The 19,921-nt window shown below is 70.2% G+C and carries 14 protein-coding genes; 7 read left to right on the top strand and 7 right to left on the bottom strand.

The genetic code is table 11. The annotated features are described in order from the left end of the window. Window positions 1-419 precede the first annotated feature (419 nt). The gene (locus tag ACGFNV_RS27230) at window positions 420-869 is read left to right on the top strand and encodes a PTS glucose transporter subunit IIA (RefSeq protein ID WP_393625649.1); all 450 of its coding nucleotides are present in this window, start codon (window positions 420-422) and stop codon (window positions 867-869) included. Between the two features lie 80 nt (window positions 870-949). Further along, the gene (gene ptsP / locus ACGFNV_RS27225; RefSeq protein ID WP_393625647.1) at window positions 950-2,620 is read left to right on the top strand and encodes a phosphoenolpyruvate--protein phosphotransferase; all 1,671 of its coding nucleotides are present in this window, start codon (window positions 950-952) and stop codon (window positions 2,618-2,620) included. Window positions 2,621-2,692: 72 nt separating this feature from the next. Here ptsP and ACGFNV_RS27220 read toward each other — a convergent pair whose 3' ends face one another. Further along, the gene (locus tag ACGFNV_RS27220; RefSeq protein WP_393625645.1) at window positions 2,693-3,586 is read right to left on the bottom strand and encodes a hypothetical protein; all 894 of its coding nucleotides are present in this window, start codon (window positions 3,584-3,586) and stop codon (window positions 2,693-2,695) included. Between the two features lie 90 nt (window positions 3,587-3,676). Further along, the gene (locus tag ACGFNV_RS27215; protein WP_393625643.1) at window positions 3,677-5,644 is read right to left on the bottom strand and encodes an acetoacetate--CoA ligase; all 1,968 of its coding nucleotides are present in this window, start codon (window positions 5,642-5,644) and stop codon (window positions 3,677-3,679) included. 212 nt (window positions 5,645-5,856) lie between these two features. On the opposite strand from ACGFNV_RS27215, the gene ACGFNV_RS27210 reads away from it, so the two are divergent. Then, window positions 5,857-8,223 carry a TIM-barrel domain-containing protein gene (locus ACGFNV_RS27210; protein ID WP_393625641.1) on the top strand — a complete coding sequence of 789 codons (2,367 nt, stop codon included), beginning with the start codon at window positions 5,857-5,859 and terminating at the stop codon, window positions 8,221-8,223. A gap of 2 nt (window positions 8,224-8,225) precedes the next feature. Here the strand turns inward: ACGFNV_RS27210 and ACGFNV_RS27205 are convergent, their stop codons facing one another. Together ACGFNV_RS27205 and ACGFNV_RS27200 are read right to left on the bottom strand one after the other, a co-directional pair. Next, entirely contained in the window at window positions 8,226-8,762 is a 537-nt protein-coding gene (locus tag ACGFNV_RS27205) for an NUDIX domain-containing protein (RefSeq protein ID WP_393625639.1), read from the bottom strand. A 67-nt stretch (window positions 8,763-8,829) separates the two neighbouring features. After that, entirely contained in the window at window positions 8,830-9,639 is an 810-nt protein-coding gene (locus ACGFNV_RS27200) for a M15 family metallopeptidase (RefSeq protein WP_393625637.1), read from the bottom strand. Window positions 9,640-9,736: 97 nt separating this feature from the next. Between ACGFNV_RS27200 and ACGFNV_RS27195 the strand changes: the two genes are divergently transcribed. The 4 genes from ACGFNV_RS27195 to glpK all read left to right on the top strand — a co-directional run bounded on the left by ACGFNV_RS27195 (window position 9,737) and on the right by glpK (window position 15,139). Further along, window positions 9,737-10,162, top strand: a complete 426-nt coding sequence (locus ACGFNV_RS27195; protein ID WP_393625689.1) for a Zn-ribbon domain-containing OB-fold protein — start codon at window positions 9,737-9,739, stop codon at window positions 10,160-10,162. Then, window positions 10,159-11,349, top strand: a complete 1,191-nt coding sequence (locus tag ACGFNV_RS27190) for a lipid-transfer protein (protein ID WP_393625635.1) — start codon at window positions 10,159-10,161, stop codon at window positions 11,347-11,349. Before ACGFNV_RS27195 ends, ACGFNV_RS27190 begins: the two co-directional genes overlap by 4 nt. 100 nt (window positions 11,350-11,449) lie before the next feature. Further along, window positions 11,450-13,093, top strand: coding sequence for an EAL domain-containing protein (locus tag ACGFNV_RS27185; RefSeq protein WP_393625633.1), 1,644 nt, complete (start codon window positions 11,450-11,452; stop codon window positions 13,091-13,093). Between the two features lie 525 nt (window positions 13,094-13,618). After that, window positions 13,619-15,139: a glycerol kinase GlpK gene (gene glpK / locus ACGFNV_RS27180; RefSeq protein WP_393625632.1), complete on the top strand. Its 1,521-nt coding sequence runs from the start codon at window positions 13,619-13,621 to the stop codon at window positions 15,137-15,139. 96 nt (window positions 15,140-15,235) lie between these two features. Here the strand turns inward: glpK and ACGFNV_RS27175 are convergent, their stop codons facing one another. The 3 genes from ACGFNV_RS27175 to ACGFNV_RS27165 are packed head-to-tail and all read right to left on the bottom strand — an operon-like array spanning window position 15,236 to window position 19,916. Beyond that, the gene (locus ACGFNV_RS27175; RefSeq protein ID WP_393625630.1) at window positions 15,236-15,841 is read right to left on the bottom strand and encodes an ATP/GTP-binding protein; all 606 of its coding nucleotides are present in this window, start codon (window positions 15,839-15,841) and stop codon (window positions 15,236-15,238) included. A 40-nt stretch (window positions 15,842-15,881) separates the two neighbouring features. Then, entirely contained in the window at window positions 15,882-19,496 is a 3,615-nt protein-coding gene (locus tag ACGFNV_RS27170; protein WP_393625628.1) for a hydantoinase B/oxoprolinase family protein, read from the bottom strand. Window positions 19,497-19,520: 24 nt separating this feature from the next. After that, complete coding sequence (locus ACGFNV_RS27165; RefSeq protein WP_393625626.1) at window positions 19,521-19,916, bottom strand: DUF742 domain-containing protein; 396 nt, start codon at window positions 19,914-19,916, stop codon at window positions 19,521-19,523. Window positions 19,917-19,921: the final 5 nt, after the last annotated feature.

Here is a 19,921-nt window from a genome sequence, read left to right as displayed (position 1 = left end):
TTTTGGCACGCTGTTGAGTTCTCAAGGAACGGACGCTTCCTTTGTACTCACCCGAGAGACTCTCTCAGGCTTTCCTCCGGGCGCTTCCCTTCGGTGTTCCAAACTCTATCAGTGTTTTTCCGGCCCTCTGACCACCGTCCTGCAGACATGCAGAAGGTGACCCCGAGATAGGATCTGACAAGTTGGGTGCTGCCAGGCAAGGACGCTTGTCGCATCGCTCAGCCCCAGGCAGGAGTACGACTGTACACGGGGCTGCGGAGAGCGTGCAAATCGATTAGGGTGGTGGTCTAGACCACTCCGCGGTTCACATGCGGAACCGGTACTTCACCTGACATACCCTGCTGATCAGTGCGCCGTCCGGGACACACAGTGACGGCCCCTGACGGCCCAAAAGGATCTCCACCCCTGGGAGGTTTCCCATGACCACCGTGACGTCCCCACTTGCAGGACGCGCCATCGGACTGGCGGCCGTGCCGGATCCGGTCTTCTCCGGAGCCATGGTCGGCCCGGGCACCGCGATCGACCCCGCGCGCGAGCCCTCCGAGGTCGTCTCGCCCGTGGACGGAGTCATCGTCTCTCTTCATCCGCACGCCTTCGTCGTCGTCGACGCGAACGGGCACGGTGTGCTGACCCACCTCGGCATTGACACCGTGCAGCTCAACGGCGAAGGCTTCGAGTTGCTTGTGAACAAGGGTGACACCGTGACCCGCGGTCAGGCCGTGGTGCGCTGGAACCCGGCTGCCGTCGAGGCCGCCGGCAAGTCCCCGGTGTGCCCGGTCGTGGCGCTGGAGGCCACGGCCGACTCCCTCTCCGAACTCCGCGACGACGGCGATGTGAAGGCCGGTGACAGTCTCTTCCTCTGGAAGTGACGTCAGTGCCGTCCTAACCGACGGCAAGCACGACAACCACCGCGGCGGCGGGACCCGCCGCACTATCGGAGACGGGTGAGATGGAGACAACGCTGCGAGGCGTCGGCGTGAGCCACGGTGTGGCGATCGGCGAGGTTCGGCACATGGGAACGGCGGTGCTCGAACCGCCTGCCAAGCAGATCCCGGCGGAGGACGCGGAGCGTGAACAGGGGCGCGCCCGCAAGGCCGTCGAGGCTGTGGCCGCGGACCTGATGGCGCGGGGCAATCTGGCGGGCGGCGAGGCCCAGGCGGTCCTGGAGGCCCAGGCCATGATGGCCCAGGACCCCGAGTTGATGGCGGACGTGGAACGCCGTGTCGCGGTGGGCAGCACGGCCGAGCGCGCCGTGTACGACGCGTTCGCGGCCTACCGCGAACTGCTCGCGGGCGCCGGTGAGTACCTGGCCGGCCGTGTGGCCGACCTCGACGACGTGCGGAACCGTATCGTCGCTCGTCTGCTCGGGGTGCCCATGCCGGGCGTCCCCGACAGCGACGAGCCGTACGTCCTTGTCGCGCGCGACCTCGCGCCGGCCGACACGGCCCTGCTGGACCCGACGCTGGTGCTGGGGTTCGTCACGGAGGAGGGCGGGCCCACCAGCCACAGCGCGATTCTGGCGCGGGCTCTGGGCGTTCCGGCCGTGGTGGCTCTGCCTGGTGCCGGTGAGCTCGCCGAGGGCACGTTGATCGCCGTGGACGGCAGCACCGGTGCGATCTTCGTGGAGCCGAGCGAGGAGAAGAAGGCACAGCTGCGGGCCGCCGCCGCGGAGCGCAAGGCCGCGCTGGCCGCTTCGACCGGGCCGGGTGCCACGGCCGACGGGCACAAGGTGCCGCTGCTCGCCAACGTCGGCGGGCCGTCGGACGTGGAGGCGGCTGTCGAGGCGGGGGCGGAGGGTGTCGGCCTCTTCCGTACCGAGTTCCTCTTCCTCGACGACAGCCAGAACGCGCCGTCCGAGGAGAAGCAGGTCGACGCCTATCGCAAGGTTCTCGAGGCCTTTCCCGAAAGCCGTGTCGTCGTGCGCGTACTGGATGCCGGAGCGGACAAGCCGCTCGACTTCCTCACCCCGGCCGACGAGCCGAACCCGGCGCTCGGCGTGCGTGGCCTGCGGACGCTGCTGGACCACCCCGAGGTGCTGCGCACCCAGCTGACGGCGCTGGCGAAGGCCGCCGAGGGCCTGCCGGTCTACCTCGAGGTCATGGCCCCGATGGTGGCGGACCGTACCGATGCCAAGGCCTTCGCGGACGCGTGCCGCGAGGCGGGGCTGCGGGCGAAGTTCGGCGCGATGGTGGAGATACCGTCGGCGGCGCTGCGGGCGCGTTCCATCCTGCAGGAGGTCGAGTTCCTGTCGCTGGGGACGAACGACCTCGCGCAGTACACCTTCGCCGCCGACCGTCAGGTGGGTGCCGTGTCGCGTCTGCAGGATCCGTGGCAGCCCGCGCTGCTCGACCTGGTGGCACTGTCCGCGGAGGCCGCGAAGGCCGAGGGCAAGAGCTGTGGTGTGTGTGGTGAGGCGGCGTCCGATCCGCTGCTCGCTTGTGTCCTGACCGGGCTGGGGGTGACCTCCCTTTCCATGGGTTCGGCGTCGATTCCTTATGTGCGGGCCACGCTGGCGAAGTACACGCTCGCTCAGTGCGAGCGTGCCGCGTCCGCCGCTCGGGCGGCGGACAGTGCCGAGTCCGCGCGGAGCGCGGCTCAGGCGGTGTTGTCCGGCGAGTAGCCGGACAACACCGGCCGTCCGGTGTTCTGGGAGGGGCGCTCCGCCTGCATGGGTGGAGCGCCCCTCCCGTGTTCAGTGCCTGTGCCCCGACAGTGGCCTCTCCTCTCCGAGGTCAGGTGGCTCGCAGTAGTCGACATCGGATTCCGGTGAGATGAGGTCTCCGGATTCGATGTCGGTGCAGTAGGCGTCGAAGACCTCGCCGGCGGTCAGGGGTTCGAGGCGGTCCGCGCGCAGTCGCCAGCCGTAGACGCGGTCCGGTGAGCCGGGCGCGCTGGTCCGCATGACGAGTCCGCCCGGGCTTCGGGTGGCGAGGCCGAGGGCGAGCACGGTGGTGAATTCGACTGCCTCAGCGTCGTCGAGGTGAGCGGTGCCTTCGGCCCCGTCGTCGGCGTGGAGAACGGCGACGAGGGCTTCCGGTGTCCCCGAGACACTGCAGACCAGGTGGCGACTGCCTGCGGGAGCGGTGGCGAGGATGCGGGCGAGCAGGGCCGAGGCGCGGGTCAGGGCGGCGCGTCCGATGTCCTCGCCGCAGGTGGCGCAGGTGCCGAGGCGGGCCAGGAGTGTGGCGGCGTACTCCCAGGTCGCCTGTCGGATGGCTTCGTCGACGAGGGCGGGGACGAGGTCGGTGAGGGGCTGGCCCTCGTAGGGAACGCTGGGGCCGGTGGTCGCGAGTTCCGCGGTGAAGCGGGTGCGGTTGGCGGGGAGGTCGGGGTCGAGGCCCTTTTCCTCGCAGTATTCGGCGTATTCGAGTGGGTCGAAGAGGGCCACCGTGGTGTGGTTGCCTTGGGCGGCCCGTGTCCTGAGGAGGGCTTCGACCTGCTGCAGGTAGGTCGTGTGGTCGTCGAAGGTGAAGGTGCGGTAGCGCCGCATGGCGCGGAAGTCGTGCTCGTCGGTGAGCAGGCCGATGGTGCCGGCGATTTCGCGACGCAGGACGCGTCGCATCGTCTGGTGGTCGGTGTGCGCCATGTTTCCCCCTGTGTGCACAGTCGATCAATGCTCACTCACAGTAACCGGCGGCACTGACAACAGGCTGGGGCTGGGGGTACGGCCCTCGGGTCAGCCGCGCTTGTGGGCGAGGGCCTCGTAGAAGTGCAGGAGGTCGAGGTTGTCGATGGAGCCGGGGTTGACCGCCTTCTCCAACGGCGTGCCCTGGAGCAGGCGCTTCACCGGTACTTCGATGCGCTTGCCGGTGAGGGTGTGGGGGATGCCGGGCACTTCGATGATCTCGTCGGGGACGTGGCGTGGTGAGAGTTGCTCGCGGATGGTCTGCTTGATGCGGTTCAGGAGGGTCTCGTCGAGTGCGGCGCCCGGGGCCAGGTGCACGAAGAGCGGCATCCAGTAGCCGCCGTCGGGCTGTTCGATGCCGATGACGAGGGATTCCTTGATCTCCGGGAGTCGCTCGACGGCTTCGTAGATGTCGGCGGATCCCATGCGCACGCCTTGGCGGTTGAGCGTGGAGTCGGAGCGGCCGTGGATGACGACGGAGCCGCGGGAGGTGATGGTGATCCAGTCACCGTGGCGCCATACGCCGGGGTAGGTGTCGAAGTAGCTGTCGTGGTAGCGGCTGCCGTCGGGGTCGTTCCAGAAGTGGATCGGCATGGACGGCATCGGGTTGGTGACGACGAGTTCGCCCACCTCGTCGACGAGGGGATTGCCGCTCGGGTCCCAGGACTGCAGGTCGGTGCCCAGCCCGGGAGCCTGGAGCTCGCCGGTGTATACCGGGAGGGTCGGTACCGCGCCCGCGAAGCAGGAGCAGACGTCCGTGCCGCCGCTGACGGAGGCGATCCACAGGTCGTCGCGGACCTCGTCGTGCAGCCAGCGGAATCCGTCGGGCGGGAGGGGCGAGCCGGTGGTGGCGACGCATTGGACGCGGGAGAGGTCGAAGTCGCGTGACGGGTGGACGTCCGCCTTGCGGCAGGCCATGACGTACGCGGCCGAGGTGCCGTAGAGGGTGGCTCCCGTGCGTTCCGCGATCCGCCACTGGGCGCCGGTGTCCGGGTAGCCGGGGCTGCCGTCGTAGAGGACGATCGTCGTGCCGGTCAGGAGGCCGGAGACGAGGAAGTTCCACATCATCCAGCCGGTCGAGGTGTACCAGAAGAACCGGTCCTCGGGGCCGAGGTCGCAGTGCAGGCCGAGCTGCTTGAGGTGCTCGATGAGGATGCCGCCCTGGGACTGGACGATGGCCTTGGGCAGGCCGGTGGTGCCGGAGGAGTAGAGCACCCACAGGGGGTGGTCGAAGGGGACGTGTTCGAAGACGGGTTCCGTGGCCGCGGCCGTCAGGGCCGACCACTCCAGGGCGCCCTCGGGCGCCCGGGTGCCGAGGAGCGGGATGTGCACGACGGCGCGCAGGGTGGGCAGCTCGCGGCGCAGCTCGGCGACGATCTCGCGTCGGTCGTGTTCCTTGCCGCCGTAGCGGTAGCCGTCGACGGTGAACAGGACGACGGGTTCCACCTGCTGGAAGCGGTCCAGGACGCTGCGGGCGCCGAAGTCGGGCGCGCAGGAGGTCCAGACGCCGCCTACGGCGGCCGTGGCGAGGAGGGCGACGACCGCCTCGGAGATGTTCGGGAGGTAGCCGCCGACGCGGTCTCCGGGGCGCAGGCCGAGGGCACGCAGTTCGGCTGCCAGGGAGCCGACCTGTCGGCGCAGTTCGGCCCAGGTCACCGGGCGGGGCTCGTGGGTCTCGTCGACGTACAGGAGGGCCGGCGCGTCGGGGCGGGTCTCTGCGGCGCGCAGGGCGTGTTCGGCGTAGTTGAGGGTGGCCCCGGGGAACCACTCGGCGCCGGGCATCGAGCGGTCGCCCAGCACGCGCGCGTAGGGGGTGGAGAACCGTACGTCGAACCATTCCGTGACGGCTCTCCAGAACGTCTCCAGCTCGTCGACGGACCAGCGGTGCAGGGCCGTGTAGCCGCCGTCGGAGGGTGCGCCGTGGTGCTCGGCCGCCCAGGTCTGGAACTTGGTGACCTGGGCCCGGGCGATGCGTCCCGGATCAGGCTGCCAGAGCGCTTGAGGGTTCACGGTCGACATGGGGCGGCTCCCGGACTGTGCGCGTCGTGTGCGTCGCTCGCGCACGGGCTGGGGTGTGCGCGTACGCGGCTGACACGGACGATGCCATGTGATCGACTTGTACACCAGGGTGCGCCCCACATAGTCCGTGTCGTGAAGATGTGGTCCCGACCTAGGTGAACGGCAGTTGAACGACACGCGTGTGTGGGGCGGTCGATGGCAGGGTGAGCAGCATGAACGGTCGTGACCTGGTGCGTTCGGTGAAGGTGGTCGGTTCTGTGGGAGCGGCCCAGGGGTTGCGGACCGTGCGGGCCGCGTGGCGCAGGCGGCGTGCCGATGCCACCGGACTGCCGCCACGGAAGGGTGAGCGCGCGCGGGTGCCCGGGCTCGTCCGGGACGCCGTGCCGGGTCCTGGTGGCGGTGTCATCCGGTTCAGTCGTTCGGAGCTGCGGATCACCGTCACCGTGAGCGGGGCGGTCTTCTGGGGCTGGGATGGAGCCGGCCCCGAGCCGTCGTACGCGCTCGCCGGACGTTGCCCCGAGCCCGATCCGCGGGCCGTGCTGGAGCCCGACAAGGACGGCGGCTGGCGGGTCGTCTCCGAGCGAGTGACCGTCGGCGTCTCGCGACACGGTGCCGTCGAGGTGTGTACGCCCGGGGGTGTGACGCTGCGCCGCGACCTGCCGCCGCGGTGGTGGGAGCCGGACGGCGGGAGCGGCGGGCGTTGGATGCAGCGGTCTGAGGTCGCGGCGGACGCCAGGTTCTTCGGTCTCGGGGGACGCGCGTCGGGGCCCCGGTTGCGCGGCGGAACGTACCGGCTGTGGAACACGGATCCGAAGCGTGCCTTCGGTCCGGATGACGACCCGCTGTACATCACGATGCCGGTGCAGCTGGTGGTGGCCGACGCCGCCACGCATCTGGTGTTCCACGACACCTCGTGGGACGGCACGGTGACACTGCGGGAGGGCGAGGAGGGGGCCGGTTCCGGGCACGACCGGGCGGGGAGCTGTGAGCTGCGCATGGACGGCGGTCCGTTGCGCTGCTGGGTCATGGTCGGTACGCCCGCGCGCGTGCTGCACGCCTGGGCGTCGCTCACCGGGGCGCCGGCGCTGCCTCCGGCATGGGCGCTGGGGCACCATCACGCGCGGTGGGGCTTCGGCAGTGAGCAGGAGGTCCGGCGAATCGTCGCGGGATACCACGAGCGTGGTCTGCCGCTGGACGCCGTGCATCTGGACATCGACCACTACGACGCCCACCAGGTCTTCACCGTCGATCACGAGCACTTTCCCAAGCTGCCGGTGCTGGCCGACGAGCTGCGGCGGGACGGGATCCGGCTGGTGTCGATCGTCGATCCGGCGGTCAAGGCGGAGCCGGGCAACGCGGTGTTCGACGGCGGGGTGGCCGAGGACGCGTTCGTGCGGGACGCCTCGGGGCGGTTGGTGCGGGGCGTGGTGTGGCCCGGTGACGCCGTCTTCCCGGACTTCACGCACGCGCGCGTGCGGCAGTGGTGGGGCGGCCTGTACGCGGAGCGGATCGCCCAGGGGTTCTCCGGCTTCTGGCACGACATGAACGAACCGACGTCGTTCGCCGCCTTCGGGGAGTCGACCCTCCCCCGTTCGGCCCGGCACGCCCTGGAGGGGCGGGGCGGTGACCATCGTGAGGCGCACAACGTGTACGCGCTGTGCATGGCCCGGGCGGGGTACGAGGGGTTGCTCGAGTTGGCGCCCGAGGAGCGGCCCTTCCTCTTCTCGCGTTCCGGTTGGGCGGGCATGCAGCGCTACGGGGGCAGTTGGTCGGGTGATGTGGCCACGGGCTGGCCCGGGCTGAGGGCGTCGCTGTCGTTGGTGATGGGGCTCGGCCTGTGCGGGGTGCCGTACTCGGGACCTGATGTCGGCGGTTTTGACGGGAATCCGTCGCCGGAGCTGTATCTGCGCTGGTTCCAGTTGGCCGCGTATCTGCCGCTGTTCCGCACGCACTCGAGTATTCGAGCGGGGCGCAGGGAGCCCTGGGAGTTCGGCTCCGGGGTGCTCGAGCACGCGCGCGTGGCCTTGTTGGAGCGGCGTCGTCTGTTGCCGTACTTCCTGACGCTGGCGCATCTGGCGCGCCGTACGGGGGCGCCCTATGTGCGCCCGTTGTGGTGGGGCGCGCCCGAGGACCGTGCGCTGCGTGATTGCGAGGACGCTTTTCTGCTGGGCGACGGTTTGCTGGTGGCACCGGTATCGGACCCCGGCGTGGACCGGCGTGCGGTGCAGCTGCCGCGGGGGCGCTGGTACGACACGGTCACGGAGAGGGCGTACGAGGGGCCGGGGCAAGTCCTTGTCGACGCACCCCTGTCGCGCATTCCGGTGCTCGCCCGCGCGGGTGCCGTCCTTCCGGTGCGGGGTGCGGACGGCGAGCTGGAGCTGGAGGTGTGGGCGCCCGCCCGCGGCCGGGTCGGGGGCGGGCTGGTGGTGCCGGACGTGGGCGACGGTTGGGACGAGCCCGAGTTCGAGCGTTACGTCGCCCGCTGGGAGGGTTCGCGCGTGATCGTCGAGCGCGAGGGTGAGGACGGCATGCACGTGCCGCCCCACCCGGTGCGCCTGCGGGGACTCACGGAGCGCTGAGCTCAGTACCGGCCCTCGAACCACGCCCGTACGGCGACGGTGTGCAGAGGGAAGGCGAGTTCCTCCGGCCTGCGCAGGAGGTGCCAACCCTCCGTCTCGTCGGTGGCCGCGGGGGCGGGAAGGCCCTCGGCGGGGCGTTCCGGGAGGAGCCCGAACAGCAGGAGGTGGCGGCCGTCGGGGGAACTCATCGCGTCGACGAGCCGCACGTCGCGGCTCGCGGCGTCGATGCCCGTCTCTTCCTTGAGCTCGCGGACGACGGCCTGCCGCCAGTCCTCGCGGTCGTCGATGAAGCCGCCGGGCAGAGCGATGCCCCCGCGCGCGGGAGCGACGGTTCGGGTGATGACGACGAGGGCGGTGCCCTGTGTGTCGTACACGGGCTGCAGTGCGACCGCCACGGGCAGCGGGTTGCGGTAGGCCACGGTGTGGCAGGCCGGGCAGGTGCGGGGCCAGCCGGAGACGCCCTCTCCGTAGGGCGCGCCGCAGCTCGAACAGTGGGAGCCGACTGCGGAGTTGGGGGCGGAGTGCTGAGTTTCGGACACGCGGCGGACTGTATCCGATCACGGAAAGGGCCTTTTCCTCAGGTTGCTCGGTGGCGTTTTCCGCAGTTCACTGGGCCTTGTTGAGGGACTTGGAGGACACGGGGAAGTCGAAGTAGGTGTCCGGGTACGGCTCGGGCTTGAAGGTGTAGTGCCACCACTCTTCAGCGAGGTTCACGAAGCCGAGGCCCTCCAGGGTGTTCTTGAGCAGCAAGCGGTTGGCACGCTGCTGGCCCTGAATGCGTGGATCGAGGGTGTGAGCAAGGGTGTCGAAGCAGTCGAAACCGGTTCCCATGTCGACGGAGTTGTCCGGGAAGCGTTGGCTCTTGGGGGCGTAGCAGGGCACGAGGGGTTCCCCGGGGACGTAGGGCCTGGTGGGCCGGGCGGGGAGTTTCACGAGGGTGAGGTCCATGGTCGAGCCGCGGCTGTGCCCGGACTTGTCGGCGATGTAGCCGTCGTCGAACAGGCGGGTCTTGTCGACGTTCGGGTAGAACTCGGACTTCGTCGCCTGGTCGTCGAGGTCCTGGGCCCAGCGCACGAAGTGGTTCACGGCGCGCTGCGGCCGGTAGCAGTCGTAGACCTTGAGGGTGTAGCCCTGGCGCAACAGCCGTGTCTGTGCCCGATGGAGGGCTTCGGCGGCAGACCGGGTGAGGATGCAGAGGGGCTGGCGGTACCCGTCGATGCGCTCCCCCACGAAGTTGTGGGGGGTGAAGTAGCGCATCTCTTGAAGGATCGTCGGGCCGACGGTTCGCAGGGCCACGAAGTCCTGAGGCGCCTTGGGTTCGACTGTGGCCCGAGCGGTGGTGGAGGCGGTGGTCACCGCGAACAGGGCCGCCAGCACGGTGATCAGGGCGCGCACTGCGCGAGAGCGTCGTGTCATGTCTCCTGCCTGCCCATTTCCCGGCGCCGATGGCACACTTCTGACGTCCCATCAGATTATGTCTTCAGGAGGTGCCTTGGTGCGGACACGCAAACCCGTGGTCACCGGATGGTTCACCGGTGACGGGGACGACTTCAGGCTCCTCGGCACGCGCTGCTCGGTCTGCTCCTCGGTGTTCTTCCCGCGTGAGGAAGGGCACTGCCGAAACCCCGGGTGCGTGGGCGGCGACCTGGAGGAGGTGCCGCTCTCGCGGCGGGGGCACATCTGGTCGTACACGGACAGCCGGTACCGCCCTCCGTCACCCTATGTGACGGATCCGGAACTTCCGTGGGAGCCGTACGCGTTGATCGCTGTGGAGCTGGAGGCCGAGCGGATCGTGGTACTGGGTCAGGCGGTTCCCGGAGTCACCGTCGCCGATCTGACGGTGGGCATGCAGGTGGAGGCTGTGCCCGGCGTGCTGTACGAGGACGTGGAGACGGTCTGGACGACCTGGCAGTGGCGACCGACGGGGGTGGAGGCATGACCGGAGAGGTGGCGGTGCTCGGTGCGGGCCTGCACCCCTGGGGCAAGTGGGGACGCGGTTTCGTCGAGTACGGCGTGGCGGCGGCCCGCGCGGCACTCGCCGACGCCGGCCTGGACTGGCGGGACATCGACTCGGTCGTCGGCGCGGACACGGTGCGCGGCGGCTACCCCGGGTACGTGGCCGGGGCGACCTTCGCGAAGGCACTGGGCTGGCAGGGAGCTCGCGTCGCGAGCGTCTACGCGGCGTGCGCGTCCGGCGCGCAGGCGATCAACACCGCGCGGGCTCAGATTCTGGCGGGCCTGGCCGACGTGGTGCTCGTGGTGGGCGCGGATGCCGCACCCAAGGGTTTCTTCCGGCCGGCGGGCGGCGAGCGGCCCGACGATCCCGACTGGCTGCGCTTCCGGGTGCTGGGGGCGACCAACCCGACGTACTTCGGGCTGTACGCGCGTCGGCGTATGGCCGTACACGGAGACACCCTCGAGGACTTCGCCCAGGTCAAGGTGAAGAACGCCGCCATGGGGGTGTTGAACGGGTACGCGCGCTACCGCAAGCGGGTCACCGCCGAGGAGGTCGCCGCCTCGGCGGTGGTCGCCGACCCACTGCGTCTGCTCGACATCTGCGCGACCTCGGACGGCGGCGCGGCGCTGGTACTGGCCGGCATGGAGTTCGCGCGGCGGTGCGGGGTGGCGCGGCCGGTGCGGATCCGGGCCGTGTCCACCGTGACCCCGCGGTACCCCAACACCGTGCTGGACCTGCCGGACGTCGCGACGGATTCCGCGGTGGCGGTGGAGCCCGCCGCCGAGACGTTCCGGGCCTCGATCGCTCGGGCGGCCTACGAGGAGGCCGGCCTCGGGCCCGAGGACCTGTCCCTGGCCGAGGTCTACGACCTGTCCACCGCCCTGGAGCTGCAGTGGTACGAGGATCTGGGGCTCTGCGGCGAGGGTGAGGGCGCGAAGCTCCTGCGGGAGGGCGCGACAGCGCCGGGCGGGCGCATACCCGTCAACATGAGCGGTGGGCTGGCCTCATTCGGGGAGGCGGTTCCCGCGCAGGCGATCGCCCAGGTCTGCGAGGTGACCTGGCAGTTGCGGGGCACCGCCGGCGACCGGCAGGTAGCGGGGGCCCGCGTGGGCATCACGGCGAACCAGGGGCTGTTCGGGCACGGTTCGGCGGTGGTGGCGGTGCGGTGAGACCGCGAGTGGCCCATACGCTGTGTGATCGGTCCGGAATCCTGCGTGAACGTCGCATGAACTGGGCCTGCGCCCGCTTCGGCGGCGCCATCATGCTCCCGTGCGCTCCTGGACGGACACTCTCCGTTTCGCTTTCCAGCCGGTGGTCAATCTGACGACCGGCGGAGTCGTGGGGTTGGAGATACTCGCGCGCCCGGTGGGCGGTGACTGCCTGGCCGAGGCCCGCCGCGATCCAGAGCTGGACGCGCGGCTCGCCGTTCTCGGGGTTCGCACGGCGACGCATCGGGAGACGCTGCTGCCGCTGCACGTGAACGTGTTCGCCGCGACTCTGGCCGACCTCGGCGGGCTGACCCCGCTGCATGACACGGTGCGCGAGGCCGGACGACTGCCGTGGGAGGTGACGGTCGACGTCGTGCCGCCGTACACGCATGTGCCGCAGCCGGCCCTGTTGGAGGCGGTGGCCGCGTTGCGAGGGCAGGGCTTCCGCATCAGCGCGGACGGTGTCGGAGACGGCGACGTGCCCCTGAGGCTGCTCACCGACCTCGCGCCGGACCTGGTGAAGCTCGACGCATCCTTGCTGGCGCGGCCAGCGGCGGTACGGGCGATGCGGACCCTGTGCGACGGGCTCGGAGCACTCCTGTGTGTCGAGGGGGTGGAGACCGAGTCGCAGTGCGCGGCGGCGTTGTCGTCCGGGGCGCAGCTGGCTCAGGGCGAGCTGTTCGCGCCGCCGACCCGGCTTCCCGCCGCGGATGTGTACGTTCCCCCGCGCTCCCCCGGCGTGGCTCCGCTCACGCGGTCCGGGCCGTCAGTGCGGGAGTTCGTACGGCCGGCCGCGCTGCTGCCCGCGACCGCGTCCGCCGGACAGGTGCGGGCGCTGCTGACGGGGTCGCCGGAGGTGTCCGGGGTACTGCTCGTGGACGCGGCGGGCGTGCCGGTCCGTTCCGTGCACCGGTCCCGCTTCCTGCTGTCGATGTCGGGGCGCTACGGACACGCGCTGTACGCCGACCGGCCCGCCGCGAAGCTCGGTGATCCGCCGCGGACGGTGGGGATCGACGCCACGGCCTGGGAGGTGTTGGACGTGGTGGCGGTCGGCGACCGGGACCGTACGTCGGACGACGTGGCCGTCGTAGACCGTCACGGGCGGTGCATGGGTGTCGTACGGCTCGCGGACCTGGTACGGGCGCTGGCCGAGACGCGGGTCGAGGAGGCGGCCGGGCTCAATCCGTTGACGCGGCTCCCCGGTTCGGACGCGATCACCGGTGAGGTGGACCGGAGGATCGCCGCCGGGCGGACGTTCGCGTTGAGTTGGCTGGACGTCGACCACTTCAAGCAGGTCAACGACGGTGCGGGATTCGCTGCGGGCGACGAGCTGATCCGGGCGGTCGGACGTGTGCTGCAGCGATCGGCGAGCGGGGCCACACGGGTCGGGCACATCGGCGGAGACGACTTCCTGGTGCTGGCGGATCCGGAGGCACTGGATCCGCTGGCGGCCGAGGTGTTGGACGCCTCCTGGTCGGCTGGTGGGCGCCCTGTCACCTTGTCCCTGGCCACGGTCCTGTGCGCACCCGGCAGCGTCACGGACCACCGGCAGGCGGCGGCGTTCCTGGCGCCGCTGAAGCAGGCCGCGAAGTCGTTGCGGGGGACGAGTTGGGTGCTGGGGCAGGTGGGCCTGCCGGGGCACGAGATCCGCCGGGGCGCGGGTGTGGCGGCGGGGTGCGCGGTGGCGGAGCCGGGCAGGGGCTGAACCCGCTCAGCAGGCAGTTCGACGCCGTCTGTGCCAGTCTGAGAAAAAAGCGTCCGTTCGTCTGCCCTCAACCGTTGGTGTCGGCGACCTTGACGCCCTTAGGGCGCCGGGGAACACTTCCGGTGTCAGTCGACATCGCCATACATATCTGGCGTATTCCGGCACCTGCGTCGCACGGGCCCTCTTCCTCTGGACCCGTTCCCTACAGGCGATTCGGCTGCGACGGCACGTTCGTCACGGACGCCGGGCGGGGCGCTCTCTGTGCTCGGCTGAAGTCGCCATGGAAACGCACCCTGCACGGAGGTCCGGGCCGTGTGTCCCGGGCCAGGGCCAAGGAGCCGCCATGAGCAACGGAGACATATTCGTCGGGCGATCCCGGGCGCCTACACCGCCGCGAGGGAATCCACGGCTCCGGCATCGCGATCCTCCTGGTCGCCCGCCCCCGCATCGTGCGCATCCTGCCGATCCCGAACAACGGTGGCCTCATCCACAACGCAGCCTTCTGACCCAGCGCAAGGGGTAGCCATGACGGACAACGCCGAGAAGTACGTCGCCGCGATCGACCAGGGAACGACCTCCAGCCGCTGCATCATCTTCGATCACAACGGCGCGATCGTCGCAGTCGACCAGCGCGAGCACCGGCAGATCTTCCCCAAGCCCGGCTGGGTGGAGCACGACGCCACCGAGATCTGGGCCAAGGTGCAGGCGGTGGTCGCGGGAGCGGTGGCCAAGGCCGGGTTGCGCGCCGACCAGCTCAGCGCGCTCGGCATCACCAACCAGCGTGAGACGACGGTCCTGTGGGACCGCTCGACCGGCAAGCCGGTGCACAACGCGATCGTGTGGCAGGACACCCGCACCGCCGCGCTGTGCAACGAGCTGGGCGGCTCGGACGGGCAGGACCGTTTCCGCGAGCAGACCGGCCTGCCGCTGGCCAGCTATTTCTCCGGGCCCAAGGCGGCCTGGCTGCTCGACAACGTGCCGGACCTCAGGACTCGCGCCGAGAACGGTGAGATCGCCTTCGGCACCATCGACTCCTGGCTCATCTGGAACCTCACCGGTGGCACCGACGGCGGGCATCACGTCACCGACGTGACCAACGCCGGCCGGACGATGCTGATGAACCTGGAGAGCCTGGAGTGGGACGAGTCCATCCTCAACGCGATGAACGTGCCCGCGGCCGTACTGCCCGAGATCAAGTCCTCCTCGGAGGTGTACGGAACCGCCGTCGGACAGCTGGCCGGCGTCCCGGTCGCCTCGGCGCTGGGCGATCAGCAGGCGGCCGTGTTCGGCCAGGCCTGCTACGACGTGGGCAACGCGAAGAACACCTACGGCACCGGCAGCTTCCTGCTGCTCAACACCGGCAACCGGCCGGTGCCGTCGAAGAGCGGGCTGCTGACGACCATGGGGTACAAGATCGGCACTGAACCGCCGGTCTACTGCCTCGAGGGCGCGATCGCCATCACGGGCGCCCTGGTGCAGTGGTTCCGCGACCAGTTGGGCATCATCAGTACCGCCGACGACATCGAGCCCCTGGCGGCGAGCGTCGAGGACAACGGCGGTTCGTACATCGTGCCCGCCTTCTCAGGACTCTTCGCGCCGTACTGGCGTTCCGACGCCCGCGGAGTCATCACCGGGCTGACGCGGTACGTCACCAAGGCACATCTCGCGCGCGCGGTGCTCGAGGCGACCAGCTGGCAGACCCGTGAGGTCGTCGACGCCATGTTCCAGGACTCCGGGGTGCATATCACGACCCTGAAGGTGGACGGCGGCATGACGAAGAACAACCTGCTCATGCAGCACCAGGCGGACGTGCTCGACGTGCCGGTGATCCGGCCGAAGGTCTCCGAGACGACTTGCCTGGGCGCCGCATACGCAGCCGGGCTGGCCACCGGTGTGTGGAACGACCTCGACGAACTCAAGGCGCACTGGAAGGAGGACGTCACATGGACGCCGTCCATGGAGGCGTCGGTGCGCGACCGCGAGTACCACAACTGGAAGAAGGCCGTGGAGAAGAGCTTCGGCTGGCTGGAGGACGGCCAGGGCTAGGCACACGCGTGTGCGGGGCGTTTCGGGCCGCGGCCCGTGCCCCGGTCGGCGGGGGTACGGGCCGTACACGCGCGTGTCAGCCGTGAGGCTGGGGCGTCAGGTCGTGACGCTCTGACGGTGTTCGGCCCCGTACGCCATCGCATGCTCGACGACACCGATGAGGACGTCCTTGACCGACTCGCGGTCGCGGGCGTCGCACAGCAGGAGCGGTACGTCCTCGTCGAGGTCGAGGGCCTGACGGATGTCCTCCGCCGGGTATCGGGCGGCTCCCTCGAAGCAGTTGACGCCGATGACGAAGGGTATGGAGCGCCGCTCGAAGTAGTCGACCGCGGCGAAACAGTCCTCCAGGCGCCGGGTGTCGGCGAGCACGACGGCGCCCAGCGCCCCCTCGGAGAGCTCGTCCCACATGAACCAGAAGCGCTCCTGGCCAGGCGTTCCGAAGAGGTACAGCACCAGGTCCTCGCGCAGCGTGATGCGGCCGAAGTCCATGGCGACGGTGGTGGTGTGCTTGCCCTCCACACCACTGATGTCGTCGACCGGACGTCCGGCCTCGGTCAGGTACTCCTCGGTGCGCAGCGGTCTGATCTCGCTGACCGCGCCGACGAGGGTGGTCTTGCCCACTCCGAACCCGCCGGCCACCAGGATCTTGAGCGTGACGGGCTCGACCGGGGGCTTGCCGCGCTCAGAACGCCCGAAGATCATCGATCTGTTCTCCTGCTTGATGGGGTCATGCTTAAGGTGGTCATGCTTGATGGGGGTCGTGCGGCGGTGGGCCGTAGCCTCCGCCGCCCGGGGTTTCGATCACGAGTACGTCGCCGGGGCCGACGTCCGCCGAGTCGCTTCCGCGCAGGTCGACGACGGTGCCGTCCGCGCGTTCCACACGGTTGGCGCCCAGCGCCCCGGGCTCACCCCCGGCCATGCCGTACGGGGGGACCCGGCGGTGCTGGGACAGCGTGGAGACGGTCATGGGCTCGTGGAAGCGGATGCGTCGCACGGCCCCGTCCCCACCGCGCCACCGTCCGGCGCCGCCGCTGCCGCGCCGGACCGCGAACTCGTCGAGCTGGACGGGCAGTCGCCACTCCAGGACCTCCGGGTCGGTCAGCCGGGAGTTGGTCATGTGCGTCTGGACGACACTGGCGCCGGGGAAGCCGTCGCCCGCGCCGGAGCCCGAGGCGACGGTCTCGTAGTACTGGTGGCGCTCGTTGCCGAAGGTGACGTTGTTCATGGTGCCGGATCCCTCGGCCTGGACGCCGAGCGCCGCATAGAGGGCGCCGGTGATCGCCTGCGAGGTCTCGACGTTCCCGGCCACCACGGCGGCCGGCGGGTCGGGGGCCAGCAGGGACCCCTGCGGCACGATGATCCTCAGGGGGCGCAGGCAGCCGTCGTTGAGCGGGATGTCGTCGTCGACCAGGGTGCGGAAGACGTAGAGGACGGCCGCGTTGACGACCGCGAAGGGCGCGTTGAAGTTGGTGTTCAGCTGCGGCGAGGTGCCGGTGAAGTCGACGGTGGCCGACCGGTTCTCACGGTCCACGCGCACGCGTACGCGGATGACGGCGCCCGAGTCGGTCTCGTACGCGTACTCACCGTCGTCCAGGGCGTCGATGACGCGGCGCACGGCTTCCTCGGCGTTCTCCTGGACGTGCCTCATGTAGGCCTGGACGACATCGAGACCGTAGTCGCGGATCATGCGGCCGACTTCGTCGACGCCCTTCTGGTTCGCGGCGATCTGGGCACGCAGGTCGGCGAGATTGGTCTTCGGGTTGCGGGAGGGGTGGGGCGCCTCGGTGAGCAGGGCGAGCGTCTCCTCCTCGCGGAAGCGGCCGTCCTCGGCGAGCAGCCAGTTGTCGAAGAGGACGCCCTCCTCCTCGATGGTGCCGCTGTTCGCGGGCATGGAGCCGGGGGCGATGCCGCCGATCTCGGCGTGGTGACCGCGGGAGGCGACGTAGAAGAGGATCCGGTCACTCCCTGTGTTCTTGGCGGCTTCGGAGTTCTCGGTGTCGAACACGGGGGTGATGACGGTGACGTCGGGCAGGTGTGTGCCGCCGTGGTACGGGTCGTTGACCGCGTACGTGTCCCCCGGCCGCATTCCGGTACCGCGGCGGCGGATGACCTCCTTGACGCTTGTGCCCATCGAGCCCAGGTGGACGGGGATGTGCGGGGCGTTGGCCACCAGGTTTCCGTCGGGGTCGAAGAGGGCGCAGGAGAAGTCGAGGCGCTCCTTGATGTTGACGGACTGGGCGGTGGACTCGAGTCGGGCGCCCATCTGTTCGGCGATCGCCATGAAGAGGTTGTTGAAGACCTCAAGCAGAACTGGGTCGACTTTCGTGTCGAGATCGGAACTCTGCGTAATCGCCGCCCGTTCCATGACCAGATGCCCGTCTTCGGTCGCCGCGGCCTGCCAGCCGTCGTCGACGACGGTCGTCGCACTGGCCTCGGTGATGATCGCGGGGCCGGTGACGATCTCGCCCGGGGGCAGGTCCTCGCGGCGGTGAAGGGGTACGTCGCGCCAGGCGCCGCCCGTGTGGAGGCGGGCGGTTCCGGGGGCGGCGGGGTGGCCTTCGTACGGGGCGAGGGCTGAGAGATCGGGGGGTTGGGTGATGCCGGTGGCTTCCACGGAGAGCGCTTCGACGACGATCGGGCGGTCGAGCGTGAAGGAGTACGTGGCGCGATGACGTTCTTCGAAGGCGTGCCTCATCGCGTCGGGCTCCCTCAGCTCGACGGTGAGGGTGGTGTCGGTGCCGTCGTAGCGCAGTTGGGCCCGGCGGGTGACCTGGACGGAGTCTTCCGGGACGTCCTCGGCGTGGAGCTCGGCTCGGGCCGCGGCCTCCAGATCGTCGGCGGTCTTGCGGACGCCGGGCATCGCGGAGGGCTCGAGGGGTGCCTCCACGGACTGTTCGCGCATGGCCGTGGTGTCGGCGAGGCCGATGCCGAGGGCAGACAAGACCCCGGCCATGGGCGGGACGAGGACGGTGCGGATACCGAGCGAGTCGGCGACCATGCAGGCGTGCTGGCCGCCCGCACCACCGAAGGTGGTGAGGGCGTAACGCGTGACGTCGTGGCCCTTCTGCACGGAGATGCGCTTCACGGCGTTGGCGATGTTGGCCACCGCGATCTGCAGGTAGCCCTCGGCGACCTGCTCGGGAGTGCGGCTGTCGCCGGTCCGGTCGCGGATCTCGCGCGCGAGGGAGGTGAAGCGGTCACGGACGAGGGTGTCGTCCAGGGGCTGGTCGCCGTCGGGGCCGAAGACCCTGGGGAAGTGGCTGGGCTGGATCCGGCCGAGCACGACGTTGGCGTCGGTGACGGTGAGCGGGCCCCCGCCGCGGTAGCAGGCGGGGCCCGGGTCGGCGCCCGCAGAGTCCGGTCCCACGCGGTAGCGGGAGCCGTCGAAGTGGAGGACGGAGCCGCCGCCCGCGGCCACGGTGTGGATGTCCAGCATGGGGGCGCGCAGTCGGACGCCGGCGATCCGCGTGGTGAAAACGCGCTCGTACTCGCCCGCGAAGTGGGAGACGTCGGTGGAGGTGCCGCCCATGTCGAAGCCGATGACGCGGTCGAAGCCCGCGAGCTGCGACATACGGGCCATGCCCACGATGCCGCCCGCGGGTCCGGACAGGATGGCGTCCTTGCCGCGGAACTGCCCGGCTGCGGCGAGTCCGCCGTTGGACTGCATGAACATCAGCCGTACGCCCTCGAGTTCGTCGGCGACGTGCTGGACGTAGCGGCGCAGCACGGGCGACAGGTAGGCGTCGACGACGGCGGTGTCGCCGCGCGGGACGAGCTTCATGAGCGGGCTGACCTCGCTGGACAGCGAGATCTGCGGGAAGCCGATCCGGGCGGCCAGCGCACCGACGGCCTCTTCGTGGGCGGGGTGGAGGTGGCTGTGCAGACACACGACGGCGACGGCACGGATTCCCGTGTCGTACGCCTCCTGGAGTGGGGCGAGGAGGGCGTCGAGATCGGGCGTGCGCAGGACAGTGCCGTCGGCGGCGATGCGCTCGTCGACCTCCACGACCCGTTCGTGGAGCAGCTCGGGGAGTTCGACGCGGCGGGCGAAGATGTGGGGCCGGTTCTGGTAGGCGATGCGCAGGGCGTCGCGGAAGCCCCGCGTGATGAGCAACAGGGTCCGCTCGCCCTTGCGCTCCAGAAGGGCGTTGGTGGCGACGGTGGTGCCCATGCGCACTGCTTCGACGGGCTCCTGGGAGCCGTCCAGGAGCTCTCGTACGCCCGCGACCGCCGCGTCGGCGTACCGGCCCGGGTTGTCCGACAGCAGCTTGTGCGTCAGGAGCCGGCCGTCGGGGCGCCGCGCGACGATGTCGGTGAAGGTGCCGCCCCGGTCGACCCAGAACTGCCAGCCCGTCACGTCCTCACCCCGCTTCCGCGCTGCTCACAGCGCCCGCAGGCCGTTGATCACGTCGCGCAGAATACTCTCGTCCGGCAGTTCGGCGGGGGGTACGGGCCGGTTCACATGGACGAGTTCCGCGTCCACGAGGTCCCCGACGAGGACCCGTACCACTCCGATCGGCAGGTCGAGGTCGGCCGCCAGTTCGGCGACCGACTGTGGGGTGTCACGGCACAGGTCGACGATGTCCACGTGTTCCGGGGACAGGCTGGGGTCGGCCTCCGGATCGTCCGCCTGGGGTTCCGTGACGACCACCGCGATCAGGTCGAGGCGGTGCTGGCCCGCACTGGTGGTGCGGCCGCGCGTCATGGCGTACGGGCGGACGACCGGTCCGGCTTCATCGTCGAACCAGTGGCTTCTTCCCTGACCGTCTGCGCTCATGCCAT

Origin of the sequence: Streptomyces sp. NPDC048751 (assembly GCF_043198595.1) — a bacterium.
Taxonomy (GTDB): domain Bacteria; phylum Actinomycetota; class Actinomycetes; order Streptomycetales; family Streptomycetaceae; genus Streptomyces.
The sequence above is the reverse complement of the archived record's forward strand: the minus strand, read 5'-3'. Positions and strand labels throughout refer to the sequence as shown.

What these genes read in the sequence shown, in the direction of transcription:
- ACGFNV_RS27230 (WP_393625649.1), top strand. Translation starts at nt 420, where the DNA reads ATGACCACCGTGACGTCCCCACTTGCAGGACGCGCCATCGGACTGGCG.
- ptsP (WP_393625647.1), top strand. Translation starts at nt 950, where the DNA reads ATGGAGACAACGCTGCGAGGCGTCGGCGTGAGCCACGGTGTGGCGATC.
- ACGFNV_RS27220 (WP_393625645.1), bottom strand. Translation starts at nt 3,586, where the DNA reads ATGGCGCACACCGACCACCAGACGATGCGACGCGTCCTGCGTCGCGAA.
- ACGFNV_RS27215 (WP_393625643.1), bottom strand. Translation starts at nt 5,644, where the DNA reads ATGTCGACCGTGAACCCTCAAGCGCTCTGGCAGCCTGATCCGGGACGC.
- ACGFNV_RS27210 (WP_393625641.1), top strand. Translation starts at nt 5,857, where the DNA reads ATGAACGGTCGTGACCTGGTGCGTTCGGTGAAGGTGGTCGGTTCTGTG.
- ACGFNV_RS27200 (WP_393625637.1), bottom strand. Translation starts at nt 9,639, where the DNA reads ATGACACGACGCTCTCGCGCAGTGCGCGCCCTGATCACCGTGCTGGCG.
- ACGFNV_RS27190 (WP_393625635.1), top strand. Translation starts at nt 10,159, where the DNA reads ATGACCGGAGAGGTGGCGGTGCTCGGTGCGGGCCTGCACCCCTGGGGC.
- glpK (WP_393625632.1), top strand. Translation starts at nt 13,619, where the DNA reads ATGACGGACAACGCCGAGAAGTACGTCGCCGCGATCGACCAGGGAACG.
- ACGFNV_RS27175 (WP_393625630.1), bottom strand. Translation starts at nt 15,841, where the DNA reads ATGATCTTCGGGCGTTCTGAGCGCGGCAAGCCCCCGGTCGAGCCCGTC.
- ACGFNV_RS27165 (WP_393625626.1), bottom strand. Translation starts at nt 19,916, where the DNA reads ATGAGCGCAGACGGTCAGGGAAGAAGCCACTGGTTCGACGATGAAGCC.